Source organism: Jannaschia donghaensis, from assembly GCF_001403795.1.
GTDB classification, from domain to species: Bacteria; Pseudomonadota; Alphaproteobacteria; order Rhodobacterales; family Rhodobacteraceae; genus Jannaschia; species Jannaschia donghaensis.
In genome coordinates this window covers 1,139,965-1,155,019 of record NZ_CXSU01000012.1, presented here as the reverse complement: position 1 = coordinate 1,155,019, position 15,055 = coordinate 1,139,965, and the positions used below count along the sequence as shown (strand labels likewise).

Annotated in this window: 20 protein-coding genes and 1 tRNA gene; 10 read left to right on the top strand and 11 right to left on the bottom strand. The window is 65.6% G+C overall.

Annotation, left to right across the window (positions count from 1 at the left end):
* Positions 1-29 precede the first annotated feature (29 nt).
* Positions 30-106, bottom strand: a tRNA-Ile gene (locus tag JDO7802_RS14955).
* Between the two features lie 65 nt (positions 107-171).
* Between JDO7802_RS14955 and JDO7802_RS14950 the strand changes: the two genes are divergently transcribed.
* The 4 genes from JDO7802_RS14950 (at position 172) to rnd (ending at position 3,518) form a co-directional block, all read left to right on the top strand.
* On the top strand, positions 172-597 hold the full coding sequence (locus JDO7802_RS14950) for an ABZJ_00895 family protein (protein WP_055086742.1): 426 nt from the start codon (positions 172-174) through the stop codon (positions 595-597).
* Between the two features lie 65 nt (positions 598-662).
* Positions 663-1,712, top strand: coding sequence for a phosphoribosylformylglycinamidine cyclo-ligase (gene purM / locus JDO7802_RS14945; RefSeq protein WP_055086741.1), 1,050 nt, complete (start codon positions 663-665; stop codon positions 1,710-1,712).
* Positions 1,706-2,314, top strand: a complete 609-nt coding sequence (gene purN / locus JDO7802_RS14940) for a phosphoribosylglycinamide formyltransferase (RefSeq protein WP_055087278.1) — start codon at positions 1,706-1,708, stop codon at positions 2,312-2,314. Before purM ends, purN begins: the two co-directional genes overlap by 7 nt.
* 46 nt (positions 2,315-2,360) lie before the next feature.
* Complete coding sequence (gene rnd / locus JDO7802_RS14935) at positions 2,361-3,518, top strand: ribonuclease D (protein WP_055087277.1); 1,158 nt, start codon at positions 2,361-2,363, stop codon at positions 3,516-3,518.
* Between the two features lie 11 nt (positions 3,519-3,529).
* On the opposite strand, the gene JDO7802_RS14930 is transcribed toward rnd, so the two are convergent.
* The 9 genes from JDO7802_RS14930 to JDO7802_RS14890 form a co-directional block, all read right to left on the bottom strand.
* On the bottom strand, positions 3,530-3,985 hold the full coding sequence (locus JDO7802_RS14930) for an SH3 domain-containing protein (protein ID WP_222836410.1): 456 nt from the start codon (positions 3,983-3,985) through the stop codon (positions 3,530-3,532).
* 50 nt (positions 3,986-4,035) lie between these two features.
* The gene (locus JDO7802_RS14925; RefSeq protein ID WP_055086739.1) at positions 4,036-5,109 is read right to left on the bottom strand and encodes an ABC transporter ATP-binding protein; all 1,074 of its coding nucleotides are present in this window, start codon (positions 5,107-5,109) and stop codon (positions 4,036-4,038) included.
* Entirely contained in the window at positions 5,106-5,903 is a 798-nt protein-coding gene (locus JDO7802_RS14920; RefSeq protein WP_055086738.1) for an ABC transporter permease, read from the bottom strand. Before JDO7802_RS14920 ends, JDO7802_RS14925 begins: the two co-directional genes overlap by 4 nt.
* Complete coding sequence (locus JDO7802_RS14915; RefSeq protein ID WP_083481259.1) at positions 5,904-6,731, bottom strand: ABC transporter permease; 828 nt, start codon at positions 6,729-6,731, stop codon at positions 5,904-5,906.
* Between the two features lie 127 nt (positions 6,732-6,858).
* Positions 6,859-7,167, bottom strand: coding sequence for a hypothetical protein (locus JDO7802_RS14910; protein ID WP_055086736.1), 309 nt, complete (start codon positions 7,165-7,167; stop codon positions 6,859-6,861).
* A gap of 124 nt (positions 7,168-7,291) precedes the next feature.
* Entirely contained in the window at positions 7,292-7,642 is a 351-nt protein-coding gene (locus JDO7802_RS14905; protein ID WP_055086735.1) for a hypothetical protein, read from the bottom strand.
* A 95-nt stretch (positions 7,643-7,737) separates the two neighbouring features.
* Positions 7,738-8,256 (bottom strand): 30S ribosomal protein S9, encoded by a 519-nt coding sequence (gene rpsI, locus JDO7802_RS14900; RefSeq protein WP_055086734.1) that lies wholly within the window; start codon positions 8,254-8,256, stop codon positions 7,738-7,740.
* The gene (gene rplM / locus JDO7802_RS14895) at positions 8,256-8,720 is read right to left on the bottom strand and encodes a 50S ribosomal protein L13 (RefSeq protein ID WP_055086733.1); all 465 of its coding nucleotides are present in this window, start codon (positions 8,718-8,720) and stop codon (positions 8,256-8,258) included. Before rplM ends, rpsI begins: the two co-directional genes overlap by 1 nt.
* A 158-nt stretch (positions 8,721-8,878) precedes the next feature.
* Entirely contained in the window at positions 8,879-10,312 is a 1,434-nt protein-coding gene (locus JDO7802_RS14890) for an aminotransferase-like domain-containing protein (protein ID WP_055086732.1), read from the bottom strand.
* Positions 10,313-10,424: 112 nt separating this feature from the next.
* Between JDO7802_RS14890 and JDO7802_RS14885 the strand changes: the two genes are divergently transcribed.
* Positions 10,425-10,652 (top strand): YjiS-like domain-containing protein, encoded by a 228-nt coding sequence (locus JDO7802_RS14885; RefSeq protein ID WP_055086731.1) that lies wholly within the window; start codon positions 10,425-10,427, stop codon positions 10,650-10,652.
* Between the two features lie 64 nt (positions 10,653-10,716).
* On the opposite strand, the gene JDO7802_RS14880 is transcribed toward JDO7802_RS14885, so the two are convergent.
* Positions 10,717-11,133 (bottom strand): PaaI family thioesterase, encoded by a 417-nt coding sequence (locus JDO7802_RS14880; RefSeq protein ID WP_055086730.1) that lies wholly within the window; start codon positions 11,131-11,133, stop codon positions 10,717-10,719.
* Between the two features lie 48 nt (positions 11,134-11,181).
* Here JDO7802_RS14880 and JDO7802_RS14875 point away from each other — a divergent pair, with 48 nt between their 5' ends.
* From JDO7802_RS14875 to JDO7802_RS14855, 5 genes are all read left to right on the top strand, one after another.
* The gene (locus tag JDO7802_RS14875; protein WP_438501645.1) at positions 11,182-11,967 is read left to right on the top strand and encodes an enoyl-CoA hydratase; all 786 of its coding nucleotides are present in this window, start codon (positions 11,182-11,184) and stop codon (positions 11,965-11,967) included.
* 36 nt (positions 11,968-12,003) lie between these two features.
* On the top strand, positions 12,004-12,798 hold the full coding sequence (gene surE / locus JDO7802_RS14870; protein ID WP_055086728.1) for a 5'/3'-nucleotidase SurE: 795 nt from the start codon (positions 12,004-12,006) through the stop codon (positions 12,796-12,798).
* Between the two features lie 3 nt (positions 12,799-12,801).
* A complete protein-coding gene (locus tag JDO7802_RS14865) occupies positions 12,802-13,440 on the top strand; it encodes a protein-L-isoaspartate(D-aspartate) O-methyltransferase (RefSeq protein ID WP_055086727.1) in 639 nt (212 codons plus the stop codon).
* Positions 13,441-13,508: 68 nt separating this feature from the next.
* A complete protein-coding gene (locus JDO7802_RS14860; protein WP_055086726.1) occupies positions 13,509-14,684 on the top strand; it encodes a peptidoglycan DD-metalloendopeptidase family protein in 1,176 nt (391 codons plus the stop codon).
* Between the two features lie 123 nt (positions 14,685-14,807).
* Positions 14,808-15,053, top strand: a complete 246-nt coding sequence (locus JDO7802_RS14855) for a twin-arginine translocase TatA/TatE family subunit (protein ID WP_055086725.1) — start codon at positions 14,808-14,810, stop codon at positions 15,051-15,053.
* The last annotated feature ends 2 nt before the right edge of the window (positions 15,054-15,055 follow it).

Genomic DNA, 15,055 nt, shown 5'->3' with positions numbered 1-15,055 from the left:
GAAGTTCGCCGTCCGGGGCGGAAGGCGACTGGTAGGCCCGGCAGGACTTGAACCCGCAACCAAAGCGTTATGAGCGCTCTGCTCTAACCAATTGAGCTACAGGCCCCCGTGGGCTAGGGCGTATCAGAAGCGGCGCAGCCGTCAAGACCGCACCCCATCAGAGGATCTGACATGACTGAAAGTCCGACGCCCTTCGCCTACTTGGGGAAATATGCCCTGATCCTCGTCGGTGGCATCGCCGCGCTGATGGTGGCCAACGCGGTCATGTTGGGGACGATCGGCGTGCCGGTGCCTTCGGGGGCCGCGACGATCATTCCGCCCATGATCGCCGCACTTGTCGTGGGTCAGACATGGGGCAAGGATGCCGGGGCGCTACCCGACAGCCGTGCGGCCTGGCGCTTTGCCGCGATGGCGGCAGGCGTCTTTCTGGCGGTGCAACTTCCCCTGACGCTGTTCGGCCTGTCGGCCGTTGGACCGGCGGGGCAGGGCGTATTCACGTTTGCGGCCATCCTGTTGCTGGTCACGACCGCGATCGTGCTGCTGGCCAACCGCTGGTTCGTCAGCGTCGGGGCCAAAGGGGCCATCAAGCAGCGTTGAAGCGGGGCGGGGGGCCTGCTAGGCCGCGCGCGACGGACACCACCGGACAGCAGACGGGGAATCGCATGGCAGACGCAAACCAGGGTCTCACCTACTCCGGCGCGGGCGTCGACATCGACGCGGGCAACGCGCTGGTAGACCGGATCAAGCCCGCCGCCAAGGCGACGCAGCGGCCCGGAACGATGGCCGGTCTGGGCGGGTTCGGCGCGCTGTTCGATCTGAAGGCCGCCGGGTATTCCGACCCGATCCTTGTGGCCGCGACGGACGGGGTGGGCACCAAGCTGCGCCTCGCCATCGATACCGGTAAACTGGACACCGTGGGCATCGACCTGGTGGCGATGTGCGTCAACGATCTGGTGTGCCAGGGGGCGGAGCCGCTGTTCTTTCTCGACTATTTCGCCACTGGCAAGCTTGCCGTGCCCGAGGCCGCGCAGGTGATCGAGGGGATCGCCGCAGGCTGCGCCGCGTCCGGGTGCGCGCTGATCGGCGGGGAAACCGCCGAGATGCCGGGCATGTACCACGACGGTGATTTCGATCTGGCGGGCTTTGCCGTCGGCGCGATGGAGCGGGGGGCCGACCTGCCCGCCGACGTGGCCGAGGGCGACGTGCTGCTGGGACTGGCGTCTGATGGGGTGCATTCCAACGGCTTTTCGCTGGTGCGCCGCGTTGCGGACCGCGCGGGCCTGACGTGGGCCGATCCCGCCCCTTTCGAAGACGGCACGCTTGGCGACGCCCTTCTGACGCCGACGCGCCTTTACGTGCTGCCGACCTTGGCCGCTGTGCGCGCCGGCGGTGTTCATGCGCTGGCCCATATCACTGGGGGCGGATTGACCGAAAATCTGCCGCGCATCCTGCCCCGGGGGCTGGGTTGCGACATCGATCTGTCGGCCTGGACGCCGGCGCCCGTCTTCGGCTGGCTGGCGGCCGCGGGCGGCGTGGCGCAGGCCGAAATGCTCAAGACATTCAACTGCGGTATCGGCATGGTGCTGGTCTGCGCGCCGGATCGCGCCGGGGAACTGGCCGATCTGCTGGAGGCGGAGGGCGAGACGGTCCGTCGTTTGGGCACGGTGACGCCTGGCGACGGCGTGCGGTATTCCGGCGCGCCCAACTGGTGAAACGCGTCGCGATCCTGCTTTCGGGCGGCGGGTCCAACATGATGGCGCTGGCGCAAAGCATGACCGGCGATCATCCCGCGCGGCCGTGTCTGGTGTTGTCCAATGATCCCAAAGCGGGCGGGCTGGTGCGGGCGCGCGCGCTTGGCATCGAAACGGCCGCCATCGACCACCGCGCCTATCCCGACCGTCCCGCGTTCGAGGCGGCGGTCCAGGCCCGACTGCAACACTCCAGCCCCGATATCATCGCGCTGGCCGGTTTCATGCGCATCTTGACGGCCGGGTTCACCGGGGCCTGGGCGGGGCGGATGATCAACATCCATCCCTCACTGCTGCCGAAATATCGCGGGTTGCATACCCATGCCCGTGCGATCGACGCCGGCGACGCCCAGGCGGGATGTTCGGTGCATGAGGTGACGGCGGAATTGGACGATGGGCCGATCCTGGGGCAGGCGCGCGTGCCCGTTCTGCCCGGCGATACCGCCGACGATCTGGCGGCGCGGGTTCTGGTGCAGGAGCATCGTTTGTACCCTGCCGTGCTGCGCCGCTTCGCCGCCGGGGATCGGACGCGGCTGGACCTTCCCCCCGTTGTGGGAATCGACTAGCGTCGCGCGACAACTTACTCAGGTGACCGCTATCTCTGCCGCGACAATTACGACGCTGACCACCACGGACGACCTTGCGACCTTCTGCATCCGCGCGGCCAAGGCCCCCTATGTCACCGTCGATACCGAGTTCCTGCGCGAACGGACGTATTATTCCAAACTCTGCCTGATCCAGCTGGCGTATCCCGGCGACGGTGAAACGGATGCCGTTCTCGTCGATCCGTTGGCCGACGGCCTGGACCTTGCGCCGCTTTACGATCTGTTCCGCGCGCCGGATTGCGTGAAGGTGTTCCACGCCGCGCGCCAGGATCTGGAGATCTTCGCCATCGAGGGGGAGGTCATTCCCGCACCGCTCTTCGACACGCAGGTCGCGGCGATGGTCTGCGGCTTTGGCGAACAGGTCGGATACGAGACATTGGCCCGCAAGGTGGCCAAGGCGCAGATCGACAAGTCGTCGCGCTTCACCGACTGGTCGCGGCGTCCCCTGTCGGACGCGCAGAAATCCTATGCGCTGGCCGATGTGACGCATCTGCGGGTGATCTATGAATATCTGGCCGCCGAATTGGAAAAGACCGACCGCACCCCTTGGGTGGAGGAGGAGATGGACGTCCTGCGCGACTTCGGCACCTACCGCGTGCAGCCGCGAAATGCGTGGAAACGTCTTAAGATGCGCAACCCGTCGCCGCGCTATGTCGCCATCGCGCGCGAGCTGGCTGCCTTTCGCGAAGATTACGCTCAAACCGCGAACATCCCGCGCACGCGCGTCTTCAAGGACGACGCGCTGTTGGAGATGACGTCGCTGAAGCCGAAGGACCTGGGGGAGCTGAACAAGGCCCGCTTGCTGCTGCGCGAGGCGCGCAAGGGTCCGATCGCCGACGGGATCATCGCTGCCGTGGGCGCCGGTCAGGCCGTCGACCGCGATGACCTGCCGAAGGTGCCCAATCAGAAAAGCCGCGATCAGATCAACGCGGCCCTGGCCGATCTGTTGCGCGTGCTGCTCAAGGCCAAGGCGGAGGATGCGGGCGTGGCCTCCAAGCTGATCGCGACGGCCTCCGACCTCGACGACATTGCGTCGGGGGAACGGGACGGCAGCTGGGCCAAGGGCTGGCGGCGGGAGGTATTCGGCGCCGACGCCCTTCGCCTGTGCGAAGGTCAGATCGCGCTGGCCTGCAAGGGACACACGGTCAAGATCATCGACCTCTAGCGCGTGACGTCCTAGCGCGTGACATAGGCGTCATAGGCCCAACCCTCCGCGCCCGACACATGCCGCACCCGCAGCCAGCGGCCGCGACGTTCCAGCGTGTCAAGCCGGTCGCCGGGATACATGCGGCGCAGGATCGCGTGATCTGTCCCCGGACCCGCGCGCAGGTTCAGATAGCCATCGTCGCTGCGCGCGACATAGCGCAGGCCGTCGGCAGGCTCTCCACGTTCCAGGAAATTGCCCGAAACCCAGCCCCGCTCGCCCGACGGCAGGCGGACGTAGTACCAAGCCCCTTCCGTCTGCTGCACGTCGACCCGGTCACCCGGCGACAGCCGCTGCGTTACATCGAACCGCGTGCCCGGCCCGGTCCGCATGTTGAGGAATCCGTCGTCCGTGCGGGTGACGTACAGGGTCTGCGCCGCCGCGGTCAGCGGCGACAGAAGCAGGATAAGGGCAAGGATCAGGCGCATCGGGGTCTCCGGTTGGTAGGGCGTCATCGTGTCGGGCGCGGCGGCGCGGATCAAGCCCTGGCGAACAGCGTCACCGCCCCCGGCGACCAGGCCAGCCGCGCGGGCGCGCCGATGTCGAGCACGGGGCGACCGAAAACGTTGCGCATGGAAATGCGGACAGGGCGTTCGCACCCGTCCAACGTTACGTCGTAATAGGTCATGTCGCCGTAATACACGACCTCCGACACGGTCCCGGACGCGATACGGCCTTCGGTTTTCTGACCGGGAAACAGCAGCGTCGCCGTCTCGGGGCGAAAGCCCGCCATGGTGTCGCCGTCGGTGGTCGCCATCGACTGCGTATCCGACAATTCCATATGGCCCAGGCCCGCCACCTCTACCTTCTCACCCGCGACCGTCGCGGGCAGGAAGTTCATCGTGCCGATGAATTCGGCCACACGGCGCGATACCGGCTTGCGATACAGATCCTCGGCCTCCGCGATTTGTGCGACTTCGCCGTCGAACATGACGGCGATGCGGTCGGACATGACCAGCGCCTCTTCCTGGTCATGTGTCACCAGGATGAAGGTGATGCCGACCTGCCGTTGCAGGCGGATCAGCTCCACCTGCATCTGTTCGCGCATCTTCTTGTCGAGCGCGCTCAGCGGCTCGTCCAGCAGCAGGACCTTGGGGCGCAGGACCAGCGCGCGGGCCAGGGCCACGCGCTGCCGCTGGCCACCCGACAGCGCATTGGCCGCGCGCGCGCCGTAACCATCGAGCCCGACCATATCGAGGGCGTCTTCGACCAGTGTCATGCGGGCTTGCGCGTTCAGGTCCGACCGCTTGCGCAGGCCGAAGGCCACGTTTTGCGCCACGCTCAGGTGCGGAAAGATGGCGTAGGACTGGAACACCATGTTCGTTGGCCGCTTGTTGGGCGAAACGCCTGTCATGTCCTTGTTGGAGATCATGACGCTGCCCGACGAGACATCTTCGAACCCTGCGACCACGCGCAGAAGGGTGGTCTTGCCACAGCCCGACGGCCCCAGAAGCGAGAAGAATTCGCCCTCGGCGATGTCGAGGTCGATGCCGCGCAGCGCGTGATAATCACCGTAGTACTTTTGGATGCCACGCAATTCGATGAGGTTCACAGGAACCCTCCGCTGTCTTTGCCGCCCATCCGCGCGATGCCGCGGCGGCGGTTCCATTCGGCCAGCGTCAGGATCAGGATCGAGACGATCACCAGGATCGTGCCCAGCGCCATGATAACCGGCAATTGATTGGGGAAGCGGAGCAGCGACCAGATGTAGACGGGCAGGGTGGTATCGCTGCCGGTCAGGAAGAAGGCGATGATGAATTCGTCCAGCGAGATCGTGAAGCAGATCAGCAGCGCCGCGATGATGCCCGGCATGATGAGCGGCAGCGTCACGAGGCGGAAGGTCGAGGAGCGGGTCTCGCCCAGGTCGATCGCCGCCTCCTCCAACGCCGGATCCAGCGACTGAAAGCTGGCGTTCAGGATGGCGATGGCGAATGGCGTGCAGATCAGGACGTGGGCCGCGACGACCGTGACCAGCGACAGCGACCAGCCGAAGAACTGTACCACCACCACCAGCAACGACGTGGCCACGATGATCTCGGGCAGGACCAGCGGGATCATGACCAAACCCATGGCCGCCGCCTTGCCCGGAAAAGTGTACCGGATGTTGGCGCGTGCGGCCATCAGACCCAGAAGGACCGACAGGACGGACGTCGTGCCCGCCACGGTCAGGGAGTTGAGGAGCGCGGAATGAAGCTCCGAATTTGTGCGCAGGGCTGCGAACCAGTCAAGCGTGAAACCGTCCAGCGGAAACGCGATGACCGTGCCCGAATTGAACGCGAACACCGGTAACAACGCGATGGGCGCATAAAGGAAGATCAGGAAAGCGACGACATAGGCGCGCAGCATCTATCGCACCCCGCTCAGCCGTCGCGCCAGCCAGACGGTCGCCAAGGCGATGACCGTCACGATCAGCATGGCGATCACGGCCAGCGTGGCCCCCATCGGCGCATTGTTGAGGCCCAGGAACTGCGTCTGGATCATGTTGGCGATCATCAGCCCGCCCGGGCCGCCGACCTGCGCCGGGGTGACATAATCGCCGACCGTGGGAATGAATACGATCAGCAGCGCAGCGACGATGCCGGGCGCGGCCAAGGGCAGGGTGACGCGAATGAAAGCCGTCACGGCGGTCTCGCCCAGGTCCCGCGCGGCTTCCAGAAGGCTGCGGTCGATCTTTTCCAACGCCACGAAGATCGGCAGGATCGCAAAGGGCGCGAAGGCGTGGGACAGGGTTAGGACCACGGCGGACGCGGAATAAAGCGGTGCCGACAATCCCTCCTGCATCCAGAGTATTCCGGTCGCGTTTCCAACGGCTTCCAGGGGGACGTTGATGTAGGACAGGATGGAATTCAGCACGCCGTTGTACCCCAGGATGACCTTCCACAAGAAGATGCGCAGCAGGTAGCTGGTCCAAAATGGGATGGTGATGAGGAACAGCCACAGCGATTTGCGGCTGGGGTCGACGTGGAAACTGACGAAATAGGCGACCGGGAAGGCCAACAGCACGGTGATAAGCGTCACCAGACCCGATATCCACAGCGTCCGACCCATGATCGCACGATAGATCGGATCGCCAAAGGCCTCGACATAGTTGGCGATGGTCGGGGTGCGGTCGACGGTCAGGTAATCCTGCGTCCAGAAACTGAACACCACGATCGCCAGCAGCGGCCCCGCCATCAAAAGCACCGCATAGAAGAACGGCGGTGCGATCAGGCCCAGCCCGCGTTTCGTCTCCTGCTGCACCGAAACCCCCTGCCTGTCCCGCGGTCGACACTGCGGCAGGGTCCGAACCTTGGCAAGGGTTTCAGCGGCGTGTCAGGGCCGGGTCGGACCGTCCGGCGGGGGGTGCGGGTTTCGCGGGCGACGTCGCCTCCAATCGGGCGAGGATCGCACGGGCCGTTTCGGCGGTGACCACCTGAATGCGCGCGGCCAATGTCAGCGCCACGACCAGCAGGCCACCGATCGCCAGCCCGCCCCCCGTGCCCATCAACACCGGATCGCCAGCATAGAGATATATGCCGCGCCATGCGATCCAGCCACCGAACCCCACAAGGCCCCAACCGCAGACCGCGATGACGAACAGCAGGATGCGGGTGAAGAAGAAACGGAACATGGGGACTCCCGGCAGTAGCTCGCCCTCAACCTAGAGCGATGCGCCACGCTTGTCCCGCATCGTTCGGACGGGCTGCGCGCGATGGGCGGAGGGCTGCGGGACGTGGCGTCGCCCGGTTCGCCGGTCAGTGCCGGCGCGGCGCACGAAGCTGCGATATCGTTTCATCGTCGGTCCGGGTCAGCGGCGGCGCCACGATGCGCCGGTCCGGGCGAGGGGCCTCCAGCGCGGCGCGAAGCAGATGGACCATGCGGTCGGTGTTTTCCGCCGTGGCGATCTGCGCGACCCCCATCTGGCTGACGACGACCGTCAGCACGCCTGACATGGCGATCGCCAGAAGGATCCCAGCGGAAATCCATCCCAGGGCACCGAATTTCGCAAAGATGATGGCCATGGTCAGCAGGCTGACGCCTGTGGTCAGCCATCCCACGAAGATCAGGACGGAGTGGACGATACGGGCGGTGCGATAGGTTTCCATGAGAGTTCCGGAGTTTTGAAATACGCCGCCGGATCACCATAAGAAAAAGGCCCGCACATGGCGGGCCTTTGAAAATTCGACGAAAGCGTCTGAAATCAGCGCTTGGAGAACTGGAAGCTCTTGCGGGCCTTGGCCTTGCCGTACTTCTTGCGCTCCACCACGCGGCTGTCGCGGGTCAGGAACCCGGCGGCCTTGAGCGCGCCGCGCAGGCCCGGCTCATAAAGCTGCAGGGCCTTGGACACGCCGTGCTTGACCGCACCGGCCTGACCCGACAGGCCGCCGCCCTTGACGGTGGCCATGACGTCGAACTGGCCTTCGCGGTCGGTGATCTCGAACGGCTGCTTGAGGATCATCTGGAGCACGGGACGGGCGAAGTACGTGTTGATGTCCTTGCCGTTGACCGTGACCTTGCCGGAGCCGGGGCGGATCCAGACGCGGGCGACCGCATCCTTGCGCTTGCCGGTGGCATAGGAGCGGCCCAGCTCGTCGCGAACGGGTTCGCGCGGCTCGGAGGTGTCCAGCAGGACCGTCTCGCCGGCCTCATTGGTGACCTCGGCGGGGGTGCCTTCGACGGCGCCCTTGAGATCTTCGAGGGAGTTCAGTTGCTCAGCCATCAGGAAGCGCTCCGGGTGTTCTTGGGGTTCATCGACTTGACGTCGAGGACTTCGGGCGACTGTGCTTCGTGCGGATGCTCGGCCGACGCATAGACGCGCAGGTTGGTCATCAACTGACGCGACAACCTGTTGCCCGGCAGCATGCGCTTGACCGCCTGGATCATCACACGTTCGGGGAACTTACCCTCGAGGATCTCGCCGGTGGTGCGCGACTTGATGCCGCCCACGGTGCCGGTGTGCCAGTAGTTCGGCTTCTCGCGCTTGTTGCCCGTGATCTGCACCTTGTCGGCGTTGATCACGATGACATTGTCGCCCATGTCCATGGACGGCGTGAAGGTCGGCTTGTGCTTGCCGCGCAGGCGCATCGCGATGATCGAGGCGAGGCGGCCCAGAACGATACCTTCGGCATCGATCAGGATCCACTTCTTCTCGATCTGGTCGGGGGTCATGGTGAAAGTCTTCACGGGGCCCACTCCTTGTTTCGATCGGTGAATACGGTCGGAGCGGATGCCCCGGATAGCGCGGTTATATAGACGTCTTGCGTCGCGTCAACGTCGGCCGATCGGGCAAAAGAAAGCAAAAACAGTAGGTTGATATTGGGGTTTTATTTTACCCCACTCGATCAGACCCCCAGGCCTTCGTTCGGACGGTCCAGAAGGGCGCGCAGGCGGACGAGCGCCGCCTCGAAGCTGCGCAGCGACACGCCGGCGTTGATCGCCAGCCGCACGGCATGGGGGCTGTTGGCGTCGCGGCCGGCGTATTCATCGGCCGTGCGCAGTGTGACGCCCTCGGCTTCGGCACTGCGACAGAACGCACTGGCCCGCCAGCCCACCGGCAGCGTCAGCCACAGGAACGGTACGTCCGTGCGCCACACCAGATCGTGCCCCGCCAGGATATCCACCGCCCGCGAGACATAGCGCGCCACAAGGGCGGAGGTTTCGGCCTGAAGCGCGGCCAGGTCGGGATGGATCAGCAGCTTGGCGGCCAGATCGCTCATGGGGGTGGCCATGCCGAACTGATTGTATTCCACGGCGCGTTGCAGGGCGAGGTGCTGCGCCGGTGGTGGCACGACGAACCCCAGCCGCAGGGCAGGGGTGATCGTCTTGGCGATGGACGACACCGTCCACGTCCGTTCGGGTGCCAAGCGGCGATATCCGGGGGCCGCGGCGCGTCCCATGAGATAGCAGTCGTCGTCGATGATCTGAATGTCGTGGGTGCGCGCCACTTCCACGATTTCCCTGCGGCGGGCTTCGGGCGTGAAGATCAATGTCGGGTTGTGAACCTCCGGCGAGGTGCACAGGACCTGAACGTCGTGCCGCTGCGCCATGGCAGCCAGCGATGCGGGGATTATTCCGTGGGCGTCCATTTCTACTGTGACAACATCGGCGCGCAACATTTCGGCGGCGCGGCGGAAGCCGGGATACGACAATTCCTCCAAGGCGACGACCGGACGTCGGCCCCGCAGGATCGTCTGAAGCGACAGGGCGATGGCGTTCTGCCCGCCGTTCGTCACCACGATCTCCGCTTCGTCGACCGGGCCCAGCATCGGGTCCGCCAGCCAGTGTGCCGCCGCGACGCGGACCGGTCGCTCGGTGCCCGATACGGGGTAATGCATCACGCCCGACGGTGGATCCTCGGCCACGTCGGCCAGCAGTTTGCGGATCAACGCGGCCTGACCGACCGACGGCAGGTGCGGGGACATCAGGTTCACGACGTCGGTTTCGCCACCCGTCAGATGCGGCGTCGAATCGACCATCACCGGGGGCGGGTCCCGGAACATCGACTCGGGCGCGTGGACTTCGGACACGAAGGTTCCGCGCCCGACCGCCGCGTCCAGCGTGCCGTCGTCGGTCAGTCGCGAATAGGCGCGCGCGACAGTGCCGGGCGTGACGCCCACGCGCCAGGCCAGGTCACGCGTCGCGGGCAGGCGGGTCCCGGCGGGCAGGACGCCGCGCCGAATCGCATCGCGGATCGCCCCTTCGAGGACGACGTACTTGGGTCGATCGTCGGTCGTGAAGTCGACCTCGATGACATTCCGATCCGTTATTGTACTCATAACAATGTATCGCTGGATTCGATGGCTGGGGAATTGTATCTACTGAATACGCCCTAGCGGCGAAATTGTATCGACACAAGTAAAACCGAAAGACGCCCCGAAAGGACATCCCATGACCGCCCTCGCATTCGATCATCCCGCCCTGAACAGCCACGCTGTTCCCGCCGCTTCGCCGGTCGCCATGGCGCTGATCTCGGCCGGATCGACGCTGGCCAACTGGGAAACCCGGGCCCGGACCCGCGCCGCACTGCGCCGGTTGGAGCCTGAATTGTACCAAGACATTGGCCTGACCACGGCCGAGGTGCTGATCGAGACGGCCAAGCCCTTCTGGCAGGCCTGATCCCCCCCGAATTCGTCTTCCCCCCTGGGCCGGGTCGTGCAGCGCACACCCGGCTCCTTTTTTGTCAGGCCTTGGGGATGGAATAGGTCAGGGATGCGCGCGCCACGGGTCGGTCATCACCGTCGGATCGCAGCAGGCAATCGCCCACGGCCAGGACCCGCCCAAGCTTCAGCAGGCGCACATCGCAGATCAGGTCGGCGTTCGCGACGGGTTTGCGCATGAAATCGATGGAGCAATTCGTCGTCACCGCCAGCGCGACCGGCCCGATCCGCGACAGGATGGCCAGATAGACCGCGACATCGGCCAGCGCGAACATCGACGGTCCCGATACGGTGCCCCCCGGGCGCAGATGACGGTCGGCCACGTTCAGGCGAACGGTCAGCCCGTCGTCGTCCACACGCTCCAGCGTGAAATCCTCGGCCACTTGCAGGAATTCCGCAGAGAGGAATTTCTCCAGCGCAGGGGCGTCCATCTTGATCATTGCAATCTTCCTTCCGTCTTCGCAGGCTCATCGTCGGAGGAGATGCCCATGACCGATATCCTTTTGCGCGACGATCGCGACGGGATCGCGACGCTGACGCTCAACGACCCCGGCACGCTCAATGCGTTGTCGGATGAGATGCTTGCCGCGCTCGCCCGTCAACTGTCCGACATCGCCGCGTCGGATTTACGTGTCGTCATCCTGCGCACGGCGGGCCGGGCGTTCTGCGCGGGCCACCACCTGCGTCAGATGCAGGCGATGCGGCAGGCAGACGATGGCGGGGCCGCGGCCTTCGCCGATCTGTTCGACCGCTGCGCCGCCGTGATGGCGCATATCCGCAACCTTCCGCAGCCGGTCATCGCACGCGTCCACGGGCTGGCCACGGCCGCCGGGTGCCAGCTGGTCGCGACCTGCGATCTGGCCATCGCGGCGGAGGATGCCAAATTCGGTGTCAACGGCGTGGACATCGGATTGTTCTGTTCGACGCCGATGGTCGCGCTGACCCGCAATGTGGGCCGCAAGCGCGCGTTCGAGCTGCTGTCCATGGGCCTAATGATGAGTGCGGAGGAGGCCGTCACCGCCGGTCTGGTCAACCGCGCGGTGCCAGCGGATGCGTTGGACGATTGCGTTGCGTATTACGCCGGCCACCTGGCCCGGAAGCTGCCGGGCGCGGTGCGGGTCGGCAAGGACATCTTTCACGCGCAGGCCGAGTTGCCGATCGACGACGCCTATGCCCTGGCGCGTGACGCGATGGTCGCAAATCTGGGCGATCCGGATACGGCAGAGGGGATACAGGCCTTTCTTGAAAAACGCGCGCCGCGCTGGACGCCCTGACCCCCGCGACTTAACAGGGGCGAAAGGAGCCCCTGCATGCGAATTCTGATCACCAACGACGACGGCATCTCCGCCCCCGGACTTGCCGTGCTAGAAGAAATCGCGCGCGACGTGGCGGGGCCGGACGGCGAAGTCTGGATCGTGGCCCCCGCGTTCGAGCAGTCGGGCGTCGGTCACTGCATCAACTACGTCAAGCCGTCGATGATCAGCCAGATGGGAGAGCGTCGCTTCGCGATCGAGGGGTCGCCCGCCGATTGCGTGCTGGCCGGTCTGGGCGATATCGTTCCGGGCGACGTGGATCTAGTGCTGTCGGGCGTGAACCGGGGCAACAACGCCGCCGAAAATACGATGTATTCCGGCACCATCGGCGCCGCGATCGAAGCGGCGCTGCAGGGCGTGCGCGGCATCGCCATGTCGCAGTTCTATGGCCCCCAAAACGTCAATCTGGACAATCCGTTCGAGGCGGCGTCCGCCACCGGGGCCGATTGCGTGCGTCGCCTTCTGGCGGGGGCAGAATGGGGCGGCGACACCTATAAGATGTTTTATAACGTGAACTTCCCGCCGTGCCCGGCCGACAAGGTCAAGGGACTGGCCGCCGTGGCGCAGGGGTACCGCGGCGACGGTCGCATGGGCGTGCATCCGCAGACCGCGCCATCGGGGCGCAAATACCTGTGGATCCAGGGATCGGCCCAAGGGGAACCGACGGCACCGGGCACGGATGTGAAGGCGAATGTCGAAGGCTGGGTGTCGGTGACGCCCATGCGTTGTGACTTGACCGATCATAGCGCGATCAAGGGGTTGCGCGACGTTCTTGATGCCTACGATGGCTGAGTGATGGCGACGCCCGAAGACACGATGCGGTTGCAGCTGTCCCTTCGGTCGAAGGGCGTGAAAGATCTGCGCGTGTTGACGGCGATGGAGCGGGTGGACCGCGCGATCTTCGTGGGCGAGACATTCGCCGCACGCGCCTATGACGACGTGCCTCTGCCCATCGCGGTCGGCCAGACGATCAGCCAGCCCAGCGTGGTGGGGCAGATGACCCAGGCGCTGGACGTGCAGCCGCGCGACAAGGTGTTGGAGGTGGGGACGGGCACCGGATACCAGGCCGCGATCCTGTCGCACCTGGCCCGCCGGGTCTATACGGTGGAGCGTCACCGGGCCCTGACACGGGTCGCGCAGGCCAATCACGTCACGCTGAACCTGACCAACATTACGCAGATCACCGGCGACGGCAGCTATGGCTTGCCCGAACAGGCCCCGTTCGACCGGATCCTGGTCACCGCCGCGGCCGAGGACCCGCCCGGTCCCCTGTTGGCACAATTGCGCATCGGGGGTAGTATGGTTGTGCCGGTGGGCGTGTCGGATCACGTTCAGACCTTGATCAAGGTGACGCGGACCGCGGGCGGATACGATTACGAAGAACTTTCGCCGGTGCGTTTCGTACCGCTGGTGGAAGGGGTGGAACACGACTGAAGCGCGTGCCATCCGGCAACACGGGACCCTGTGCCGAAGGTGCAGGCGGGGCAGATAGGGGGACAGTGATGTCCGTAGCAGGCAAGACCGCATGGGCCGGTCTGATGACGAGCATGGGCATCCTTGCGGGATGTTCCGAATTTCAAAGTGGAAATTTCGATTTCGACCTTAGGGGCGAGGCGGGCACCGTCGACACGTCCGACGGCGTGCGTCTGGCCCCCGCGGATCGTCCGCGGCCCGACGGCAACGGGTTGATCACCTATCCGAACTATCAGGTCGCCGTCGCCCGGCGCGGCGATACCGTGCAGACGGTCGCCGACCGCATCGGCTATTCCTCGGCCGAGCTGGCCCGGTTCAACGGCATCTCGCCCGACACGCGGCTGAACGCCGATGCGGTGCTGGCCCTGCCCAGTCGGGTGGTGCCGGGGGCCACAGGAACAAACGGTCGGCCCGACATCTCCTCCATCGCGGGGGCGGCGATCGACCGCGCGTCCGGCGGAACCGCGCCGCAGGTGACTGTCCAGGGCGGGCAGGAGCCTGTGCGCCACCGCGTCGCGCGCGGCGAGACGGCGTTCTCCATTGCGCGCCTGTACGGCGTCAGCCCGTCGTCGCTGGCCGAGTGGAACGGCCTTGGCACCGATCTGGCGGTCCGCGAAGGTCAGTATCTGCTGATCCCGCTGGTGATCGGCGAAGACGGCGCGCAGGAAGTCGCCACACCGGTTCCGGGGGGCGGAACGGTCACACCTGTGCCGCCGTCGGCCAGTTCCGCGTTGCCCGAAACGATCGAAGCGGAGCCTTTGCCGCAAAGCCCGCAGCTTGACCAGTTCCGCACCGACGCCAGTGCACCCGCGCCTACGGCCGAACCCGTGACTGCCACGCCCGAACCTGCGGCAACCACCTCCGCCTTGCGTCGTCCCGTGTCGGGCGAGGTGCTGCGCCCGTTCTCGGGGCGCAACGAGGGAATCGATTTCCGCGCCGCCGAGGGTACCGCCGTGCAGGCCGCGGCTGCGGGAACGGTCGCCGCGATCACCCGCGACACCGATCAGGTGCCGATTCTGGTGCTGCGTCACGAGGGTGGATTGTTGACGGTCTATGCGAACATCAAGGACATTCGCGTCCAGAAGGGTGATTCCATCACCGCCGGTCAGCGTGTGGCCAGCGTCGGCGGTGGGGACCCTGCGTTCCTGCATTTCGAAGTGCGGCGCGGCTTCGACGCCGTCGATCCGGCCCCATTGTTGCGTTAGAGCGCGACGGATCGGATCAGGTAGCGCAAATTTATGTGCCACCGCTTTCATGTGGGCGGCGCAATGCGTAGATAACATGCGCAACACGGATATCGGGCTCCGGCCCCCCGAGGGAGAGAACTCATGCTCAACAACATCGGCCTTCCGGGCCTTCTGCTTATCGCCGTCGTCGTTCTGGTGCTGTTCGGACGCGGCAAGATTTCCAGCCTGATGGGCGAAGTCGGCAAGGGCATCACGTCGTTCAAAAAGGGCGTCGCCGACGGGTCCAAGGACGACGAGGACGCCGCCGAGGCGCAGCCCAAGCCAATCATGGCCGATGGCACATCCGCGCGCGACGTGTCCCCCGAAGCGAAGAAGGACAAGGTCTGAAC

Coding starts and splice junctions, on each gene's coding strand:
- JDO7802_RS14910 (WP_055086736.1), bottom strand. CDS start 7,167: ATGTTCCGTTTCTTCTTCACCCGCATCCTGCTGTTCGTCATCGCGGTC.
- JDO7802_RS14880 (WP_055086730.1), bottom strand. CDS start 11,133: ATGATCAAGATGGACGCCCCTGCGCTGGAGAAATTCCTCTCTGCGGAA.
- JDO7802_RS14915 (WP_083481259.1), bottom strand. CDS start 6,731: ATGGCGGGGCCGCTGCTGGCGATCGTGGTGTTCAGTTTCTGGACGCAG.
- JDO7802_RS14920 (WP_055086738.1), bottom strand. CDS start 5,903: ATGCTGCGCGCCTATGTCGTCGCTTTCCTGATCTTCCTTTATGCGCCC.
- JDO7802_RS14855 (WP_055086725.1), top strand. CDS start 14,808: ATGCTCAACAACATCGGCCTTCCGGGCCTTCTGCTTATCGCCGTCGTC.
- JDO7802_RS14950 (WP_055086742.1), top strand. CDS start 172: ATGACTGAAAGTCCGACGCCCTTCGCCTACTTGGGGAAATATGCCCTG.
- JDO7802_RS14890 (WP_055086732.1), bottom strand. CDS start 10,312: ATGAGTACAATAACGGATCGGAATGTCATCGAGGTCGACTTCACGACC.
- purM (WP_055086741.1), top strand. CDS start 663: ATGGCAGACGCAAACCAGGGTCTCACCTACTCCGGCGCGGGCGTCGAC.
- JDO7802_RS14865 (WP_055086727.1), top strand. CDS start 12,802: ATGGCGACGCCCGAAGACACGATGCGGTTGCAGCTGTCCCTTCGGTCG.
- JDO7802_RS14875 (WP_438501645.1), top strand. CDS start 11,182: ATGACCGATATCCTTTTGCGCGACGATCGCGACGGGATCGCGACGCTG.
- surE (WP_055086728.1), top strand. CDS start 12,004: ATGCGAATTCTGATCACCAACGACGACGGCATCTCCGCCCCCGGACTT.
- JDO7802_RS14905 (WP_055086735.1), bottom strand. CDS start 7,642: ATGGAAACCTATCGCACCGCCCGTATCGTCCACTCCGTCCTGATCTTC.
- JDO7802_RS14930 (WP_222836410.1), bottom strand. CDS start 3,985: ATGCGCCTGATCCTTGCCCTTATCCTGCTTCTGTCGCCGCTGACCGCG.
- rpsI (WP_055086734.1), bottom strand. CDS start 8,256: ATGGCTGAGCAACTGAACTCCCTCGAAGATCTCAAGGGCGCCGTCGAA.
- JDO7802_RS14860 (WP_055086726.1), top strand. CDS start 13,509: ATGTCCGTAGCAGGCAAGACCGCATGGGCCGGTCTGATGACGAGCATG.
- JDO7802_RS14885 (WP_055086731.1), top strand. CDS start 10,425: ATGACCGCCCTCGCATTCGATCATCCCGCCCTGAACAGCCACGCTGTT.